Annotated in this window: 15 protein-coding genes; 1 reads left to right on the top strand and 14 read right to left on the bottom strand. The window is 64.5% G+C overall.

Translation table 11 applies throughout. The annotated features are described in order from the left end of the window. Positions 1-23 precede the first annotated feature (23 nt). Positions 24-4,103 (bottom strand): hypothetical protein, encoded by a 4,080-nt coding sequence (locus tag ACOOGG_RS01210; protein WP_420431452.1) that lies wholly within the window; start codon positions 4,101-4,103, stop codon positions 24-26. 136 nt (positions 4,104-4,239) lie between these two features. Here ACOOGG_RS01210 and ACOOGG_RS01205 point away from each other — a divergent pair, with 136 nt between their 5' ends. Continuing rightward, entirely contained in the window at positions 4,240-4,485 is a 246-nt protein-coding gene (locus tag ACOOGG_RS01205; RefSeq protein ID WP_420431450.1) for a hypothetical protein, read from the top strand. A 242-nt stretch (positions 4,486-4,727) separates the two neighbouring features. On the opposite strand, the gene ACOOGG_RS01200 is transcribed toward ACOOGG_RS01205, so the two are convergent. From ACOOGG_RS01200 to ACOOGG_RS01140, 13 genes are all read right to left on the bottom strand, one after another. After that, positions 4,728-6,110: a hypothetical protein gene (locus ACOOGG_RS01200; RefSeq protein ID WP_420431448.1), complete on the bottom strand. Its 1,383-nt coding sequence runs from the start codon at positions 6,108-6,110 to the stop codon at positions 4,728-4,730. Then, entirely contained in the window at positions 6,107-6,649 is a 543-nt protein-coding gene (locus tag ACOOGG_RS01195) for a hypothetical protein (RefSeq protein ID WP_420431446.1), read from the bottom strand. The genes ACOOGG_RS01200 and ACOOGG_RS01195 overlap by 4 nt, the downstream gene beginning before the upstream one ends. Then, positions 6,646-7,068 (bottom strand): hypothetical protein, encoded by a 423-nt coding sequence (locus ACOOGG_RS01190; protein WP_420431444.1) that lies wholly within the window; start codon positions 7,066-7,068, stop codon positions 6,646-6,648. The genes ACOOGG_RS01195 and ACOOGG_RS01190 overlap by 4 nt, the downstream gene beginning before the upstream one ends. Before the next feature lie 221 nt (positions 7,069-7,289). Continuing rightward, the gene (locus tag ACOOGG_RS01185; RefSeq protein WP_420431442.1) at positions 7,290-8,747 is read right to left on the bottom strand and encodes a hypothetical protein; all 1,458 of its coding nucleotides are present in this window, start codon (positions 8,745-8,747) and stop codon (positions 7,290-7,292) included. After that, positions 8,747-9,382, bottom strand: coding sequence for a hypothetical protein (locus tag ACOOGG_RS01180; protein WP_420431440.1), 636 nt, complete (start codon positions 9,380-9,382; stop codon positions 8,747-8,749). Before ACOOGG_RS01180 ends, ACOOGG_RS01185 begins: the two co-directional genes overlap by 1 nt. A gap of 1 nt (position 9,383) precedes the next feature. Then, complete coding sequence (locus ACOOGG_RS01175) at positions 9,384-10,082, bottom strand: phage adaptor protein (protein ID WP_420431438.1); 699 nt, start codon at positions 10,080-10,082, stop codon at positions 9,384-9,386. Then, positions 10,083-10,694 (bottom strand): hypothetical protein, encoded by a 612-nt coding sequence (locus ACOOGG_RS01170; RefSeq protein ID WP_420431436.1) that lies wholly within the window; start codon positions 10,692-10,694, stop codon positions 10,083-10,085. It abuts the gene before it with no gap. Further along, the gene (locus tag ACOOGG_RS01165) at positions 10,681-11,106 is read right to left on the bottom strand and encodes a hypothetical protein (RefSeq protein ID WP_420431434.1); all 426 of its coding nucleotides are present in this window, start codon (positions 11,104-11,106) and stop codon (positions 10,681-10,683) included. The genes ACOOGG_RS01170 and ACOOGG_RS01165 overlap by 14 nt, the downstream gene beginning before the upstream one ends. Further along, positions 11,106-12,242 carry an SU10 major capsid protein gene (locus ACOOGG_RS01160; RefSeq protein ID WP_420431432.1) on the bottom strand — a complete coding sequence of 379 codons (1,137 nt, stop codon included), beginning with the start codon at positions 12,240-12,242 and terminating at the stop codon, positions 11,106-11,108. Before ACOOGG_RS01160 ends, ACOOGG_RS01165 begins: the two co-directional genes overlap by 1 nt. A 9-nt stretch (positions 12,243-12,251) precedes the next feature. After that, a complete protein-coding gene (locus tag ACOOGG_RS01155; RefSeq protein WP_420431430.1) occupies positions 12,252-13,229 on the bottom strand; it encodes a hypothetical protein in 978 nt (325 codons plus the stop codon). A gap of 33 nt (positions 13,230-13,262) precedes the next feature. Next, positions 13,263-13,523 carry a hypothetical protein gene (locus ACOOGG_RS01150; protein WP_420431428.1) on the bottom strand — a complete coding sequence of 87 codons (261 nt, stop codon included), beginning with the start codon at positions 13,521-13,523 and terminating at the stop codon, positions 13,263-13,265. Beyond that, positions 13,504-15,531 carry a portal protein gene (locus tag ACOOGG_RS01145; RefSeq protein ID WP_420431426.1) on the bottom strand — a complete coding sequence of 676 codons (2,028 nt, stop codon included), beginning with the start codon at positions 15,529-15,531 and terminating at the stop codon, positions 13,504-13,506. Before ACOOGG_RS01145 ends, ACOOGG_RS01150 begins: the two co-directional genes overlap by 20 nt. Continuing rightward, positions 15,531-17,045: a hypothetical protein gene (locus tag ACOOGG_RS01140; protein ID WP_420431424.1), complete on the bottom strand. Its 1,515-nt coding sequence runs from the start codon at positions 17,043-17,045 to the stop codon at positions 15,531-15,533. Before ACOOGG_RS01140 ends, ACOOGG_RS01145 begins: the two co-directional genes overlap by 1 nt. Positions 17,046-17,048 lie beyond the last annotated feature (3 nt).

The following is a 17,048-nucleotide window of genomic DNA, read 5'->3' as shown; positions in this document are numbered from 1 at the left end:
CCGTATCCGGGTGGGTTCCTGCGCTACGGTCTCAAGGTAGCAGTGAAGTTCGTAGGCGGCAACGCCTTCACGCCGGTCTGGTCGAGGATGGCCATGGTCCGGATGACTGTCGCGCCCGCAGAGTCGGCCAGGTCCTGCTGCATGTCATCCCCGGGCTCCTGTTCCAACACTCTCGTGATGGCCGCGTCCGTCGATTCCCTGAGGTCGATGCCCACATCGCCAGACGGGGTGACGATTGCCTTCAGCGTTCTGGTCACGCTCTCTCGGCCCGTCGCCATGCCGGTGATCGTGATGGTAGAGGTACCGGCGGCCACGCCCTGGATATTGAAAAGCCAGACGGTCCTCGCGAGGTTGGGACCAAAGATCGTCGCCACCGTCGTGTCAGAGGAGGTCACCTTGAAGGTGGTGTTGATTCCCACGGGATCGAGGTCACCCAGGCTGATGATTACTGACTCGTCAGCCTCCACGGATACCTCAGACCCATCGGTCAGGATGTCGGACCCCCGCTGGATGGTGTAGGACACGGGTGTGAGGTCGATCACGTCCAGCTTCCTTTCGATTGCGGCACTCATCGAGTCGTAGATGTCCTTGAAAAGTCTGGTCCTGACGGGTACTCCGATGAACAGGTTGACAGTCAGCGACTGTGGCCGGTATCCGGTGGCCGAGATCGTGAATGTGATAGAGGCGGGGCCCGCCGCCATCTTGGCGACTCGCACGAAGGTGCGGTTCTGGGTTGGAAGATCGGTGACCTGTGTTACTTCGGCCACCCTCGTGCTGCTACTGGTCACGGCAATGTCGGCGCCCGCGTTCAGGGTGGGCACGAGATCTTCGACGAAGAAGCTGATCGGGAGTGAGTCCAGCGTCAGGCTAACCGAGTCCTCGTCTTTGAAAACCGTGTTGCCCTGCCTGACGGTGAACTCCGCCTGGGGGATCCTGCTCACTATGGTCGGCTCAACCCCGTCATCCACGCCCACGCTCAGGGCCCTGGCCAGCTCTACGGTCTCCACCTCGACGGCCATGCGACGGACGATGGTCGCCCTCGTCGAGTCGGAGATGTCCTTCTGCTTGGGAACCTGCCCGCCCTCCACCTCCAGGACCCGCACGACGTCCGCGGTCGCGGAGTCCTTCAGGTCGATGTCGCGGGACCTGAGCGTATCCCTTGGGTCCACACTGTCGCCCGCCCCGACGCCCAGTACGCGCAGTAGCTTGACGGGGTTACTCTCGGTGCGCAGCAGCCGCGTGACGAAGACTCCGGTGGAGTCCGGCAGGTCGATGTCGCGGGCGTTCATGGTCGGGTCAGGGGTCACCTTGTCACCGGACCCCACACCCAGAACCCTGGTAGGCACCTCAACGTTGGACAGGGTCGCTACGTCAAGGGCGCGTGTGATCGTTGCCCTGGTCGAGTCGCGGAGCCGTATGATCCTCGCCCTTCGACCGATGTTGACGATGATGCTCTTCGTGACGGGCTGGTAGCCAGGCGCGGAGCCTGTGATTTCAACGATCAAAGTCTCGTTGGCCGAGAACGATATGAAGTTCATGATCCAGCCGATGCCCTCGAAGAAGAACGGCTCGATAGGGGTGAGGGCAACGCGGGATGAGGACTTGCTCGTGAAGCTGATGTTGGCGGGCGTGTAGGAGGCTGACCGGAACTGCGCAGAGCCATCGGCCGTAATCTCCCGCGCATCCCCGTCGTTGTAGGTCACCGAGCCATCCTCGTCCGTGAGCGTGAACTCCACGGGGGTGTTCGGCTTTCCCTTCGACGTGATAGCATCGCCAGACCTGACGCCCAGGGCCCGAGTGAGCTCGAACGCATCATCCGCCTCCAGGTCCAGCTCTCTCCTGACGGTGATCCCGGCCGGGTCCTTCAGCTCGATGTCCTGTCTGTTCTTTACCGTCGTCGGGACCGCCGCGTCGCCAGACCTGACGCCCAGCGCCCGGGTGAGCTCGAACGCATCGTCCTCCTCCAGGTCCAGCTCCCGCACGATGGTGGCCCGGGCCGAGTCCTTCAGCTCGATGTCCTGCCTGTTGGCAGTCGGGTCGATGTCCGACACTCCGAGGGGGAAGACGAGTATCTCGCGGACCAGCTCGAACGGAGTGTCGTCTTCCAGGTCCAGTGTCCTCGTGACAACGGCCTCCGTCGAGTCCTTGATCTCGATGTCGCGCCTGTTGGCTACCGGGTCCGGCGTCACTGAGTCGCCAGAGCCTACGCCCAGTGCCCGGGCCAGCTCGAACGCATCGTCCGCTTCCAGGTCCAGATCCCGTAGGATGGTGGCCCGGACTTCGTCCGGCAGCTCGATGTGGCGGACATTGGCCATTGGTACCGGGTCCACCGAGTCGCCGGACCTGATGCCCAGGGCCCGGGTCAGTACCACGGCAGGCAACATCTCGACCTCCAGCTCCCGCACGACGATGGCTTCCGTCGAGTCCTCCAGCTCGATGTCGCGTCTGTTGGGCACCGGGTCCGGCACCACCGAGTCGCCAGCCCTGACGCCCAGCGTCCGGACGGGCACCTGTACCGGGGGGTCCTCAACCCTCACCACCCGCACTACGGTGGCCCTGGTCGAGTCCTCCAGTTCGATCTCGCGGGCGTTGTCTATGACATCAATCACCGGGTCCTTGTCGATCACCTCGACACTCAATGCCCGGGTCAGCACCACTGGAAGGTCGTCCTCCAGGTCCAGCTCCCGCACGATGGTGGCCCGGGCCGAGTCCTTCAGCTCGATGTCACGCCTGTTGGCGGTCGGGTCCGGCGTCACCGAGTCGTCCGCCTCTGCGGTCAGCTCCCTGGTGGGCATGACTATGGCAGGCAGAGACTCCAGGTCCAACACCCGCACAACGGTGGCCTCGGTCGATTCCGGCAGCATGATGTTCCGGGGGATGTTCACGGCCTTCGAGTAGGTCCAGTAGGAATCCAGGTACCCGTCTGCGGTGGCCCGGACACGCCACCTGTACCTTCCCGAGCCGATGCGGACACTCAGGCCCAGGGGCTGGACGTGGGTCGCCACGTCGGTCCAGGCCCCGTCCCCCCTCTGCTGCTGGATGTCGTAGTAGACGTTCCGGTTCGGCTGCCTGATCCGCCTGTTCTGCGTGTCCCGTCTCACCCGCGTGAAGCTGATGTTGATGATGAGCTGATCTTGTGGGGTCTGGTTCCAAGCGATGCTGCCCGGTGGGCTCACATGCGGCGTCGGATTGTCTGCCGCCTCCATCGTGAGCTCACGGGTCAGGAACTCTGCATCAGCGAGAACTCTGACCACCCGCTTGATGTTGACGTTGGTAGACTCAATGGAGACGTGGGGCGGGAGCTCAATCCCGTCTGCTGTCACCTGCGGGTTCAGCCCTATGGCTGAGACCCCGGTCACCGAGCCGTCGCTGGACAGGACGATGGGACCAGCCTCCACTCGCGGGGTCATCCCTGTCTCAGAAACCCCGGTCCCTGCGCCACCGCCGGGCAGGGTGATGGGGCCAGCCGTCACCTGCGGGCTGATCAGGGACTGGGGCACCGAGCTCCCGGGCAGGGTGATCCTGCTGGCCTCCACCCGTGGCCCGACCAGGGACCAAGGGACCGAGCTCCCGGGCAGGGTGATCCTGCTGGCCTTCACCTGTGGCTGGACCAGGGACCAGGGCACGGAGGCCCCAGGCAGCACGACCCTGCTTGCCTTCACCTGCGGCTTCTCCTGCAGCACCGGGACCGAGATGGCGGGCAGGACGATCCTGCTGGCCTTCACCTGCGGGCTGATCAGGGACCAGGGCACCGAGCTCCCGGGCAGGACCATCCCGCCTGCCTTCACTTGTGGGCGGAGCAGGGACCAGGGCACGGAGCTCCCAGGCAGGACCATCCCGTCGGCCCTCACCTGTGGACGGACCTGTGACCAAGGCACCTCCAGGGCGGGCAGGACTATGGGCCCGGCCATCACCTGCGGTTTCACCTGCAGCACCGGGACTGAGATGGCTGGCAGGACGATCCTGCTGGCCTCCGCCTGCGGCCTGACCAGGGACCAGGGTACGAAGATCCCAGGCAGGACGATCCTGTCGGCTACTGCCCGTGGCCTGATGAGGGACCAGGGCACCTCCAGGGCAGGCAGGACGATCCTGTCGGCCTTCACCTGTGGTTGGAGCAGGGACCAGGGCACCAGCATCGGTGGCAGAACCAGGCGGTCTGGCTCAGCCTGTGGCCGAAGGACCGACCAGGGCACCAGCATCGGTGGCAGAACCAGGCGGTCTGGCTCAGCCTGTGGCCTGATGACCGACCAGGGCACCAGCATCGGTGGAAGGTCGATCCTGTCGGGCTGGGCCTGCGGCTTGACCACCGACCAGGGCACATCGAGGGGTGGGAGCGTCAGCGTGTCGGCCCGTACCTGCGGCCTGACTACCGACCAGGGTACGAGCTGCGGTGGCAGGGTGATCCGGTCGGGCTCCGCCTGTGGTCGGATGACAGACCACGGCACGAGCTGCGGCGGCAGGATGATCCGGTCGGGCTCCGCCTGAGGTCGGATGACCGACCACGGCACGAGCATGGGTGGCAGGACAAGTGCGTCGGGCACCGCCTGCGGTCTGACGACCGAGAACGGGTGAAGGACAGTCGGCTTCTTCCAGACCAGCTCATAGGAGCCGTCGCTGTGCTTCCGCCAGACGCACTCGACCGCCTCGGCCCCAGACGGCCCCGTTACCCAGAGGCAGAATATGCCTTCTCTGGACCCGGGTCCACGCCCCCAGCCGGGCATGGGCGGTTAGGGGTCAGTCCACGTAATGTCCAGGCAGAGATCGGGGGTTGCCTGGGGGCGGATGCTGAGCGGATAGCCCACAGCACTGTCGCTCACCGCGTTCACGTCGATGAGTGCTGGCCTGCTGTCGGCGTCGTCGTTGTCAAGCCAGAGGCCGTACCATCTGCGCAGCGCGCCGGTGCCCACGTCGCCGCCTACTGCCGGGAACGTGTAGGGCGACACCTTCATGGCACCTGCGTAGGTGTTGGTCGCGATGTCGGTGTCGCACTGGCCAACCGAGAGCGGGCCGCTCGTGGTCCCACGCAACTGGAACGACGTCTGGCTCAGTCCCGTCTGGAACGGGCTCGCGGCCTCGACGCTCGTGTTGCCAGCGCCGCCGGGCCATCTGTTCCAGTTCGACTGGGCGAGGATCGTCTCGCTGACACCGGCGAGACGGATGGTCGCCTTCGTGAACTTCGTCTGCTTGTAGGCCGTCTGGTTGAAGTTCTTCCCCGACTGGATGATCGCGTCACGGTTCGTGATGAGCGACAGGATGGTGGTCGCGAAGTTGAGCTGGCCAGCCGTGCCGCGCCATCTGGTCTGGGACGCCTTGCCCCAGCTCTCCAGAATCTCGTAGCGCTCCTCGAACTTGTTGGTCGGGAGGTTGTTCTTCCATGCGGCCGGGTTGTCGCCAGCGCGGTTCTCGGTGATGTCGAGCGCGTTGTAGAGTCCCTTCATGCCGCCGATGTTCGCGACGACCCAGTTCGTGAGCGGGTCGGACGGGCCGGTGCCCGGGCCTTCGGTGTCCACGTTGAAAAACAGGTTCTGCTCCGGCTTGATCCGCCACTCGAACGAGTAGACCTTCTCGGCCTCCATCGCGTTCATGGGGATAGCAGGGCTGAAGTCCTCGAACCTGAGCTGGAACCAGGCGGTGTCGAGTCCCGGGTTATCGGTGTCCACGAAGGCGGAGGCGCCCGACTTGAGAACGACCCACGGGTTCGTGACGGTGGTGAAGCCCCGGGGTGTGGTCTGCGAGAAGGTGCAGAAGTAGCCCACGTTGTTGTAGGCTGAGCCGTCGCCTTCGACGACCCCGTTGATGTGGGGCGTGTTCAGCGGTTCGATGTCGGGGAACAGGGCTGCCTTGCGGTCGCTCGGCGTGTTGATGCTCACCTTGTAGATGAAGTTCTCCCGGACGTCCATGACCGGCTCTTCGAGCGTCTGATACCCAGTGGTCTGGAGCAAGGACGCGATGAAACGGTCGGCACCGACGAGCAGCAAGTCGTGGGTGGGCACCTTCGGGGCTTGGTAGAATCCGTTCCTGGCGACGTGCTCGGTCACGATCCCGTTCGCGTGGGTGATGGTCAGCTTCACCCGGTTGTTCATGTGGATCTTGTCAGCGAGGCTGATCATGTGGTCTCCGGTAGCCAGTAGAGGGTCCCCTCGGGCCTGCCGTCGCTTGCGGTCGGCTGGGCCGTCACGCGCACGTTCAGCGCAGTGGGCGTGATGGGGAAAAGTACTGCGAAAGAAGCCACATCGACAAGGGCATCGTCTGAATCGAACGCGCCCAGGGTAAGAGACAGGGCCTCGTCGCCCGGGCTGCCCTGGAACCTGAACCTGAACGGCGTAGTGGCCTTGACGTCCCTGATGTTCACGTCCGGGAGGACGGTGCCGAGTTCGGTCCAGGCACTGTTCTCCACCTTGTACTTGAGCGTCATGCCATCCGGGACCGTGACAGTCTGAAGGTTCCACCTGGCTCTGCTGGCAGTCACGACGTGGTTCACCGAGACCCACCTGATGGCGCCGGAGACCTGGGCGACCGGGGCCGGGTCTCCACGGTCCACCCCCCGGTTCTCGATGTAGTCCTCGATCTGCCGAGCCAGGTCGGCCCTGAACTGGGACTCCTCGGTCTGGGAATACTCGGCCGGTGCGTTCTGCGGGCGGATGCTCATTTGCGCCTCTGGAAAGCCGCCCTGGTCTTCACAATGTTTCGGGGGTCCCAGCCATGTCCGGCCTGTAGCGTGGAGTCTGCCCGTTGAGCGAAGTCCCCGGTGCGCCTCGGGTCGGTCCAGTAGTCAGCCCAGAGGGATGCGACCCTCTCACTTGGCTTAGAGGCGTGGCTCATGTTGGCCATAGCCATCTCTGGGCCGTAGCCCCGAGTAACGTCCTCGGTGTGGTTGGCCATGGCCCTGGACAGCTCGCCGGGCAATCCCGGGACTGGGTACGACCTGTCCATCACATGGCCTAGCTCGTGCGCCACGGTCCATGGGGTTGCCCTGCCGCCCACCTGCACAGAGGGGATGAGGGGCTTCGCCCAGCTTCGCCCGAAGTGCTCGTACTCGAAATCCAGCTTCGGCAGTACGCTCTTCATGGTTTCCTTGACAGAGGGCAGCCATGTCTTCATTCGTAGGCCGGGCGGGAACCCGTGTGGGTTCGGAGGAGGTTGCCCCCCCCCCACCATCAAGGATGCTACGACAGGGTCGATGCCCCTGCTGGGGTACATGATCCGGCCCCGAGGGAAGGGGGTGGCACGGGTCGCGTCCGGCCGGGCCAGGTGCTTGTCGGGTCCAGGATGTCCAGGAAGGTGCATAGCTATCTCCAGCCAGCCGGTTGCATTCGGATGCGAGGTACTCCGTAGCGCCAGCCGCCGAAGGTCTTCCCCACCACGGGCGGTGTCATGTTGGGGTCGGCTTCGATGTCCGTAGGCTGCTCGACCCTGATCTGGACATGCCGGGCCAGGATCCGAGTGTCCACCCGATCACTGGCGGTCCACTTCCCGACGGAATCGAATGGGCCCCGGGGGCTGTCGGAGGCCAGGAGCTCGAACTGGAGGTCGCCCTCCGTACCCCGGTCGGGATAGATCTGGTCGATCATCATCGTCTGCTGGCCCTCGGTCACGTCCAGGGCGCCGGTGACAGCGTAGGGCAGGCCTACGCCATCGTAGGAGCTGCCCGTCTCATGCTCGTAGATCGTGCCGTCCGACCCCACGGCATAGGCGCTGGCGAAAACGCCGGAGCCGAACCCCGCCGCCCTGCTCAGGGCACCGAAGTACCAGATACCCATCTCGTAGTTGTAGGTGACGTAGCGATCCGGGGTGGTGCTGGCGCCGGAGGGGTAGTGCCAGGTGATCTCCCCGAACTCGTCATGGGTCTCGCACCAAACACGATGAGCGGCGGCCTGATTTATCCCGCCGAAGACGTAGTCCGCCACCGGACAGGCCAGCCTTTGCACCTGGCCGGTATACGTCCAGAAGTTCCTGCGGCCCATCCAGTAGGCGGCGGACCCCTGGACCACCATGCCCCTGCGGGAAACGCACGAAGCCTCACCTACGATGTCCACACGGTAGATGTAGGGCAGACTGATCCAACGCATGGACAACAGCTCGGCCGTGGTCCAGATCAGGGTCTCGCCCCTGGCCCGCTTGGCCGCCAGCATCTCGCCCTTGATCCCGACGTCCAGGAACCCGGACCCGGACTCGGGGTCGGTGGCGTCCCACACAGACAGGTCGGCCTGGGCAGACCAATGGACCCTGTTCGGTGCGCCCTGAAGGCCGAACACGACCAGGTACCTCTCGGGCGTCGCCACAACCCCTGCGGCCGGAGGTGCGGTCAGGGCCTTCGAGGTCGGGCTGGCAGCGGAGGTGTCCACGGTGAACGGAGTCCCGGTCCCCGGGATTCTTCCCACCAGGTCACCACCCCAGTTGTCCAGAGACAGGGACTCTCCATGCCTGTGGTCCGTGCCCCCGAAGATGACACCCGTGAAGGAACCGGCCGTCACCCTGGAGGAGACCCCGGGGTCCGTGAACATGTAGAGCCTGGTGCCGGTGCCGAACGCCGACCATGGCTCCCCGGATCTCCCTACCCAGGAGTACGCATCAATGGGCTCCGCGTCCACGCCCGCGGACTTGGCTTCCCACCCACCCACCGGCTGCATGACGCCGTCCCGCCATCTGACCAGGTGGCTGTCGTACCATCGGCCCTGGGAGGCCAGGGGGCTACCGCCCCGTACCACTCCCGGTGGGACCTTGAGGGGGACGCGCTGCCAGGTCATCAGAACCCATACCGGCTGTCGCCCATGCGGAAGGAGAACGAGGGCGGGCCGCCCATGCGCTTCCGCTCCTGATAGCTCTTCACCCGCAGGATCATCTGCTCCTTCTTCTGCTCGAAGTAGGATGCCAGCTCGGGCTTGCTCCCATAGGTGTAGGCCTGCTCCAGGCAGGCGTACCAGTAGAGCCCGGCGAACTGCTCGATGTACTCGTTCTTGTCCGCGTTCGGTTCGTCGTCCGTCGGCTGCATGAGCCGGGGCAGAGACGCACGGTAGGTCATGCGCGAGGTGTAGACCTGGTCGGGTGCCGGGCGCAGGTAGGCCGTGTCCTGGACGATGTGGTACAGCCTGGGTAGCCCCTGCTCATCCGAGGTCCTGGCTGCCTTGGCCGCAGGCTCAACCCGCAGGACGATGCCATACGGGGCCCCGATGGTCCAGGACATGATCTCCTGGACCCCTACGGGCAGGGTGATGGACGCCGAGTCCAGGGTGATGTCGCCCGTGTAGAGGTCCACCAGCCTGGGGTCCAGGCGAAGATCCTCCTCCGCCAACTGGATGATCGTCTTCGGCTGGACGGGGATGCCGTTCTCCAGGAGCCAGGTAGACAGCTCCGCCAGGAGGTCCCCGTACCGGGCAATCATGTTACCTCACCGGGTTGACCATCGGCTGCTGGTGGAGCTTGATCACGTTGTTCGCGATCACCTCCTCGGAGCCAGTCTCGAAGGCAGCCAGCGAGTTGAGTGCGTCTTCCTTGAGCGCCACCCAGGTCGGGAGCCTGGGGTCGTCGCGCAGGTAGGGCGCCGACTGCTCCAGGGCCGAGTAGACGTAGATCGCAGGGCTCAGCTTAAGCAGCCAGTTCGATGCGTTGCTCGTTGACAGCGGCATGAAGTTCGCCCGGTAGATCAGGTAGGTCATCACCGCGGCCGTGTTCGGTACGGGTCGGACCAGGGCCTTCACGCTCTCGTCACCCGAGGCGTTACGATCCCTGACGATGATGAACTCCTCCGGCGTCCCGATGGTCTTCAGCCCGGCACGGAAGGAGGCGGGGGTACCGGGCATCAGGATCGTGGAGTCTTTGTCCTGGATGCTCCAGCCGACCACCGACTTGAAGTCGTCGGGCATCGTGACGACACCCATGGTAGACAGGCTCACAGTGCTGTCGTCCGTAGTGCCCGCCACCTGGACGGCCGAGGAGGACAGCATCTTCGTGGTCCGGACCCGGGGGTCCGTCCGCAGCTTGCCCTCCGCCAGCGTGATGAAGTCCTTCACGGACTCGGACATGCCGGTCTTGATCAGCCAGTCCTGGAGCAGAGACTGAAGCTCTGAGTAGTTGGTGATCATCTATGCCTCCGCATGCTTGGGGTACAGGGACTGGTATGCGGCCACGCCGCAGACGTTGCTCAGCCCATGATCAATGTAAAGCTCCCGGCCACTGTCGCGCACCATGGAGGCGAAGGTGTCCTCTGGCTTCTGGTCCAGGGCGTGGAACATGTGGCGGGACTTCCCGTACCACTCCCGGAACTTCTTGTCCAGGGAGACGCGGAAGAAGAGGAGGCCGAAGCTGTCCACCTTCTCGGTCATCTCCCAGTTCGACTGGGTAGCCACCGGCTTCACGCCCTGCCGGGCGGACCAGGAGACTCCGCCCATGACCGGGACCAGGTAGTTCATCCCGACGACGTGGTGCTCGCCGGACATGATCCGGCCCAGCGCGAAGGGATGGGGGTCCACCGAATCGTCCAGCATGACGATCTGGAGGAAGTCCTCCTCCGCCGCCATGTCCATGAGCTGGTGCCGGGCGGCGTTGATGTCCCTGTCCACCGCGAAGACGGTGGTGACGGACACGGTGCCCTCCAGGTTGCTGATGTTGGCGGCCAGGCGGTGGGCGAACTCCGCCCTTACCACCGGAGAGGCCGTCACTCCCAGCATTACCCGGGGCAGCTCAGCGTCCGCCATACTTCCTCTTCATCCCCCTCGGACTCAGTGGCCGGGGGTCGGTGCGAAGGTACGCCATCTCCGGAGAGTCCAGAAACTCGCGCAGTCTCTTCTGGTCGTTGAGGATGCCCATGCGGTTCAGGTGCGGGATCATGAACTGCGGGATGAAGGCGACGTGGTGCATCCCCTTCGGCCCCGAGCCCGGACGCCTCCAGGAGCCATGGTCCCTGAGCATCTTGGCCATGTCCATGATGGGACCGCAGTCCTGGGTCGTGACCTGGGCCACGACCTCACCCCCGTGCTGGGGGTAGCCCCCGACATTCTGGTCGCCCAGGAGGGTGTTGACCTTGGCCACACCCTCCATGTCGTAGGCCCGCGTCGTTATCCTCGCCTCTGGATCATGGGAGAGGATGTAGCCGTCGCGGCCAGCCATTAGCTGGTGGTCAGCTTCCCGATCCAGGCCAGGTTCTTCTCGTTATAGACCCGGAATCCCCACTCGACATTGATGAACCAGGCGCGGTAGTCACCGATGGACGGGAGCTCACGGCCACCCATGGGCCGCATGTAGCAGATGTCCAGGTGCTCCCAGCGCATGAACGCCATGTCCTCTGGGTCGATGTGGCGACTGACGTTCCCGATGACGGTGTACATCTCGTCCATGTAGACGTCGGCGGAGCCGATCATCACGCTCTTCATCTCGGAGCCCAGGTTCTTCTGGACGTCCACGATGCCCGCCATGCGAGACCACTTGCGACGGTTGAAGACGTTCATGTAGGCCTGGAACGTCATGTTCTCGTCGATGTTCTCGAAGGTCTTGTCCAGGAGATCGTTGAGCATCTTCTCGTGGAACGGACGGGTTGCCCCGTTAGCGGTGATCAGGGTCTCCTTGTCTCCGCTCACAGCATCCGGAGGATCGACAGGGAGTCCGGTCGTGAGCTTGGGCATGGTGTGCCCACTGGTCAGCGACGTGTCCACGTTACTGCGGAGGAACGCCTTGATCCCGGCGAACTTACGGATGGTCTCAGTGCCGGAGATCTCATCGTTGGGCCCACCCGTATCGCTGGGCACAGCGGTGGGATTCCGGGTCGTCCAGTTAGAGCCAGGCAGAACGGGATAGCCACGCCGCCAGAGCGAGTACTCCATCCGCCGCTTGAGGTTGCGGATCTTCTTCTCCATCCGCCGACCGAACTCGTCACGCCGACCAGCCTTGTTCACAACGCGAACGGTCTCGGTCTCCTTCAGCGACTCTTCCTGGATCTGGACCGTGTTCGCGATGCGAAGCGGCTGGGGCTCGATCCGGAAGTTCGGGATGTGGCCCTCAACAACCGCCGAGTCGTAGTGGTTGTCGCTGCCCGAAGTGTTGGGAGTGCTGGCCGTCTTCACCGTCTCGTCCTCGTCCAACTGCCACTCGTAAACGAGCGCGTTGGGCGCGGGGCCGCGAGGTGCGTTCTCCAGGAAGTGGAAGCCCGTGGGATCCACGTTGTAGATCTGGTCCGAGAGATCTTCCCGGAGACCTACGATTGCTTGGGACGGTAGCGCAGCGGCTGCGCGCTTGGTGGTCAGTGCCATGGTGGCCTCCTATGCCTCTCCGAAGAAGATGGGGTGCCTGTGCTTGAGCAAGGCTACCCGGTCCTGTGTCGTCGCGGTGGGGGATCCTGCCCGCTTCCTGAGCTGGGAATCAAGATCCTTGTCCTTCACCTTCGCTGACGCTGGTACCGGCTTCCCCGCCTGGGGGGCCGCCTTCGGGGGAGAGGCGCGGAGGTCGCCCCGGACCCTTTGGGCCTGGGCTCCCAACATCGCCATCCGGAAGAGAAGGACGTTCCGGTGATCGTACCCGGCCGCCTGGATCTCCTCGGGAGTGTAACCAATCTCGTTGGTCACGAACTGCTGCAACTGCTGAATCTCCTGAGTCCGGACCTCGGGGTCCCGCCACTCAGGCACGGCGGCGAGGAGAGACTGCTCCTCCCGCTGCATCTTGGCGCCCATCGCCTGCTGCTCGTACTGCTGCTGAGCCTCCTGCTCCCGAGTGATCTCCTGCTGGATGCCGTCGGCCAGAGCCTTCTGGCTCTTGTAGCGCTTGATGGCTTCCGGGATCTTCTCGGGCTCCAGGTTCTCCAGGTCGGGCTCGCTCGGGTTGATCGCCTGAAGGATGCGGTCCACCGACTGCAGCCGGTCCATGTACCCTGACTGGGTCTTCTGGAGCTCCTGCATCTGCTCACCGTACTGCGCCTCGACCTGCCTAGTCTGCGCCAGGAGGTGGCCACGGTACTGGTAGTTGTCCACCAGCTCCCGCAGAGGGACCTCGACCTCGTCCTCACCCAGAGCGACTTTGTACATCGCGTCAAGGGGGTCGGTCTCCGGCGCCTCTTCCTTGCCCTCCTCCGGAGCCTCGGCCTGGACGCCCTCCTCCTCAACCACCGGCTCCTCGGCCTGAGGCTCAGCCTGGGGCTCAGCCTGGGGGTCTTCCATGTCACCAGGGGTGAGGAAGCGGTCCGCGAGCGACGCAAGGGCGTTGGGCTCTTCCTGGGCTTGCGGTTGTACGGCGTCGGGTTCCATGTGCGGCTCCTTGGAGGTTTGGAAGAAGGTAGACTACTTGATCGGCTTCGTCAACTTGTAGAGCGCGGACCTGACCTTTTCCACAGTCAGGATCATCCGCTGGGCCACGAGGATCTCATCCGAGTTCTTGGCCTGGGCCAGGTCGTCCGTGAGCTTCGCATCCAGGAGCAGCCACACGGGCTTGAACTCCAGGAGCATCTTCGCCCTGTGCTTGGTCTCGTTGAGGAAGTGCTCCTCCTCATGGAGCCTGACCAGGAGCTTCGCTAGCTCGTAGCTACTTGCTGGCTGGGGCACTGGGCATCTCCTTTGCGGCCTTCACCTGCTGCTTGGCCTTGAACACCTCGATGTTCGCCTTGATCTGCTCCCTGGTGATCTCGGTCTGGAACTTCTGTTCCAGCTCCAGCTCCTTGAGCGCAGCATCCACGGCGACCTTCTCCCGCTCCCGGTCGTCCTCCAGCAGCATCTTCGACTTCTCTACGTCGATGACCTGCTGCTCCACTGGCGGAGGCTGTTGCTCCAGCATCTGCTGGACGGCCTGTGAGTACTTGGCCTGCTCCTCCGGTCCAAATGGGACAAGGTAATCGGATACGTTGGTGCGGCCGGTAGCTCTGAACAGTGATCTGACAGTATTGCCAATGTGCATCTCCGTTACGAGGGGACTGTTCCTCTCCATGAGCTGATTCTGAATCTGGAGGATGACGGACAGGAACTCGATCTCCCGCACCGTGTCCCATCCCCGCACGTTGACCCTGCACTCCCGGGTCTTGATCCAGGACCTCGGGTCCACGTCCATGAACCTGCCATCGTCCAGCATGATGCGGCGAACGTAGCCCTGGTGCTTCATGAGCATCTCGGAGATGCCCTTGTAGAGCGGGCGCAGCCCGGTCTCCGCGAGCATCCTGATGACCAGGATCGTCATGCTGTCGGCACGGGCGAAGGTCTCGCTGACCGCCTGCTGGGTCGTGGACTGGAGGGCCGCCGCATCCTTGCCCTCCGCCGCCCGGGCCATGCCGGAGCGGTCCGCCCGCTTGTCGTTCAGGTAGGCGATGCCCTGGAGCACCGCGTCACCGTGGTAGTCGAACTTCATCTCCCTGATCGCCTCGTCCACCGTGAAGCGACCCATGACCCTGATCGGCTCGTGCAGGCCCGTCTCGGACAGGTCCTCGTAGCGGACTGCATCCTCGTTCACGATCATGCGGGGGTCGAGGCTCCTGGCCTGGGCGTTCATCAGCCCACGCTCCAGGAGGCTCTTCTGGATCTGGACGTCCGCCAGCAGGGTGCCGTAGCCCAGCCCCCGCATGGTGTGGACCTCCTTGATCGGGAGGAACTGACAGACCGGCACCCGGGAGACAGGCTCGCCGTGTCCGTTCAGGATGTCGTACTGCGGGCCGATGCAGTGGAAGTGCCGTAGCTCGGCCACCCCGTCGCCGTCCAGGTCCACCCGGACCCAGGCATCTGCGAACTCGACCACCATCCGGGAGTCGTCCTCGTGGACTGGCATGTCCCGGGAGCCGTAGTCCCTGAGGGTGCCGAGGCCGCCCCAGTCGTCCAGCGACCCCACCTTGCCCTTGTAGGACTCCACCACCTCGGGGTCGTAGCCCATGGCCACCACCCGGTCGGCCGACAGGGCGCGGACGTGGGCGATGCAGTCTGCGTCGCCCATGGCCCGGGCCCGGGAGTCGTAGACCATCTCGTCGTTGGGTACGGCCTCGATCCTGACCTGACCGGGCATGGACTTCTGCACGGAGCAATCGAAGACCGGCTCGCCGGACGTCTCGTCCTCACTCTGCCCGATGATGTCGTAGCCGGTGATCCCGGGCATGGATACCAGTGCGGTGAGCTGTTCCTCGTTCAGCCCCCGGTAGGTCGTCCAGTCCGGTGTGCCACCCTCATCCCACCAGTAGCGGACCCAGCCCATGTCCAGGACCAGGGCATCTACCACCGCCTGGAACATCTCCAGGAACCCGTCGTTGTCCTCGGCGATGACATGCCGCACCGTCTCCGTATGCGCGTCGGCAGCCAGGATGTCCTGGGGCCCGGAGGGTACGAAGCGCACGACCTTCATGGAAGCCAGCAGGGTCTCCAGGATGCGGGGCAGGACATGCAGGACAGCGTCCCGAATGTCAGTGCTCATGGATCCGGAGCGACCCTCCTTCGCCCGCAGATCGCCCAGGGCACCGTAGTCCCTGCGCTCACCACGGAACAGATCGGTGAGCAGGCGGTCGGAGCCCTCGTAGTAGCTCCGGTAGTGGCGCACAGAGCTCTGGATCATGCCCGTGACGACGCCCTGGAGGTCTTCCACTACACGCTCCCCATGTTGATGGTGGCCCGATCCTTCGGCCAGCCGGTGCCCGGTCCCGTACCGTGCATGATGCCGATGTCCTCCGCAAAGGTCAAGACCATGGCGTCGGCCAGGTCGAGCTTCAGCCCCGTGCGCTCGATGACCTTCTTCTTCTCCTCGCACTTCATCCGTCCGGTGGGGCTGACCTCATACTGGACGGCGGACAGCTCTGAACGCAGTTGCATGTGGACGCAGCGGTCGCGCTTCTGTTCCGCACAGGAGCCGTCGCACTCGGGCATGGTGGCCGAGCGCCTGCCCAGCCATTCACGGGCCCTCCACCACAGCTCGATCTTCAGGTTCTGGTAGCGGCTGGAGTCGATGCCCCTGGTCTCCGAGACGTTCACGCCGCGCACTGGCAGGCCCAGCTCCCGGAGCCGGGAGTAGACCCCGCCGCCGATCCCGATCATGTCCACCATGATGCACTTGGGCCGCTCGTTAGACGGTGTCCGCATGAACTCCCGCTGGACCCTGGCCACCACCTGCATGGGATCGTCGCCCGGCCAGTACATGATGTGGGGGTCCACGCCCAGCTCGGTCCTCTTGACCAGGGCGTTGGAGCCCTCTGCGTGGACACCGCCACCGGCGACGTCCAAGCCCCAGACCGACGGGATGGGCTCGGCGCCCGGGTCCACATGCCGGGTCACTGCATCGTCCACCCAGCCACGGGGGATGATGACAGAGGAGCCGGACGTCGGGAACTTGCCCAGCACCCTGATGCGGTACTGGTTGCTGTCCCGTCCATACTGGAGCGCGACCTCTTCCTCGAAGTCGTCCGTGACCAGGGGGCTGTCCTTGTAGCCCACCGAGAACTTCGTCCAGCTCTTGGCCGCCTCACCCTTGTGGGACTCGAAGAAGTAGCCGGAGGCCCGGGTGCCGTTGCCGATCAGGATGGTCGTGCATTCCTGGCCGGACATGGAACCCTGGGCGGACTCGAAGATCTTGTCGCTGACCCCGGACGCCTCATCCGCGATGAGCAGCACCCTGCCGCCTTCGCAGTGGATACCCTGCAGGGCCTCCGGGTTCTCCGCCCGGGCCGTCCGGGCCTCCACCCAGGAGTCCTCCGGCCGGGCGAACAGCTCGATGCGGCCCTTCTTGATGTTGTAGAACTGGCGGATCTCATCCGGAACGTTGCGGCTGAACTTCATCACCTCACCCCAAAGGGCGCCCTCCAACTGGCCCCGGGAGGGGGCGGTGATGACGACCTTCTGAGGCATCCACTCCAGGAGCTGATACCAGACAAGGCCCGCTACGGTGAAGGTCTTGCCCGGGCCGTGGCAGGCGACGACGGTGATCTTCCGGTCGCCGCGGCCGTAGGCCCTGAGGAACTCACGCTGCCAGTCATGGGGCTCTACCCCGAGCACATGCTCGAAGAACCGCTCGGGCCCCTTGGCCCCCCAGCGATGGCGCGAGAAGAGAGAGTCCCGCCACTTGTGGAAGACCTGTAGCGCAACCTCCGGGCTTACCTTCTGAGCCACATC

The sequence above is a fragment of the Candidatus Poriferisocius sp. genome (assembly GCF_965214065.1).
Lineage (GTDB): Bacteria > Actinomycetota > Acidimicrobiia > Acidimicrobiales > Bin134 > Poriferisocius.
The sequence above is the reverse complement of the archived record's forward strand: the minus strand, read 5'-3'. Positions and strand labels throughout refer to the sequence as shown.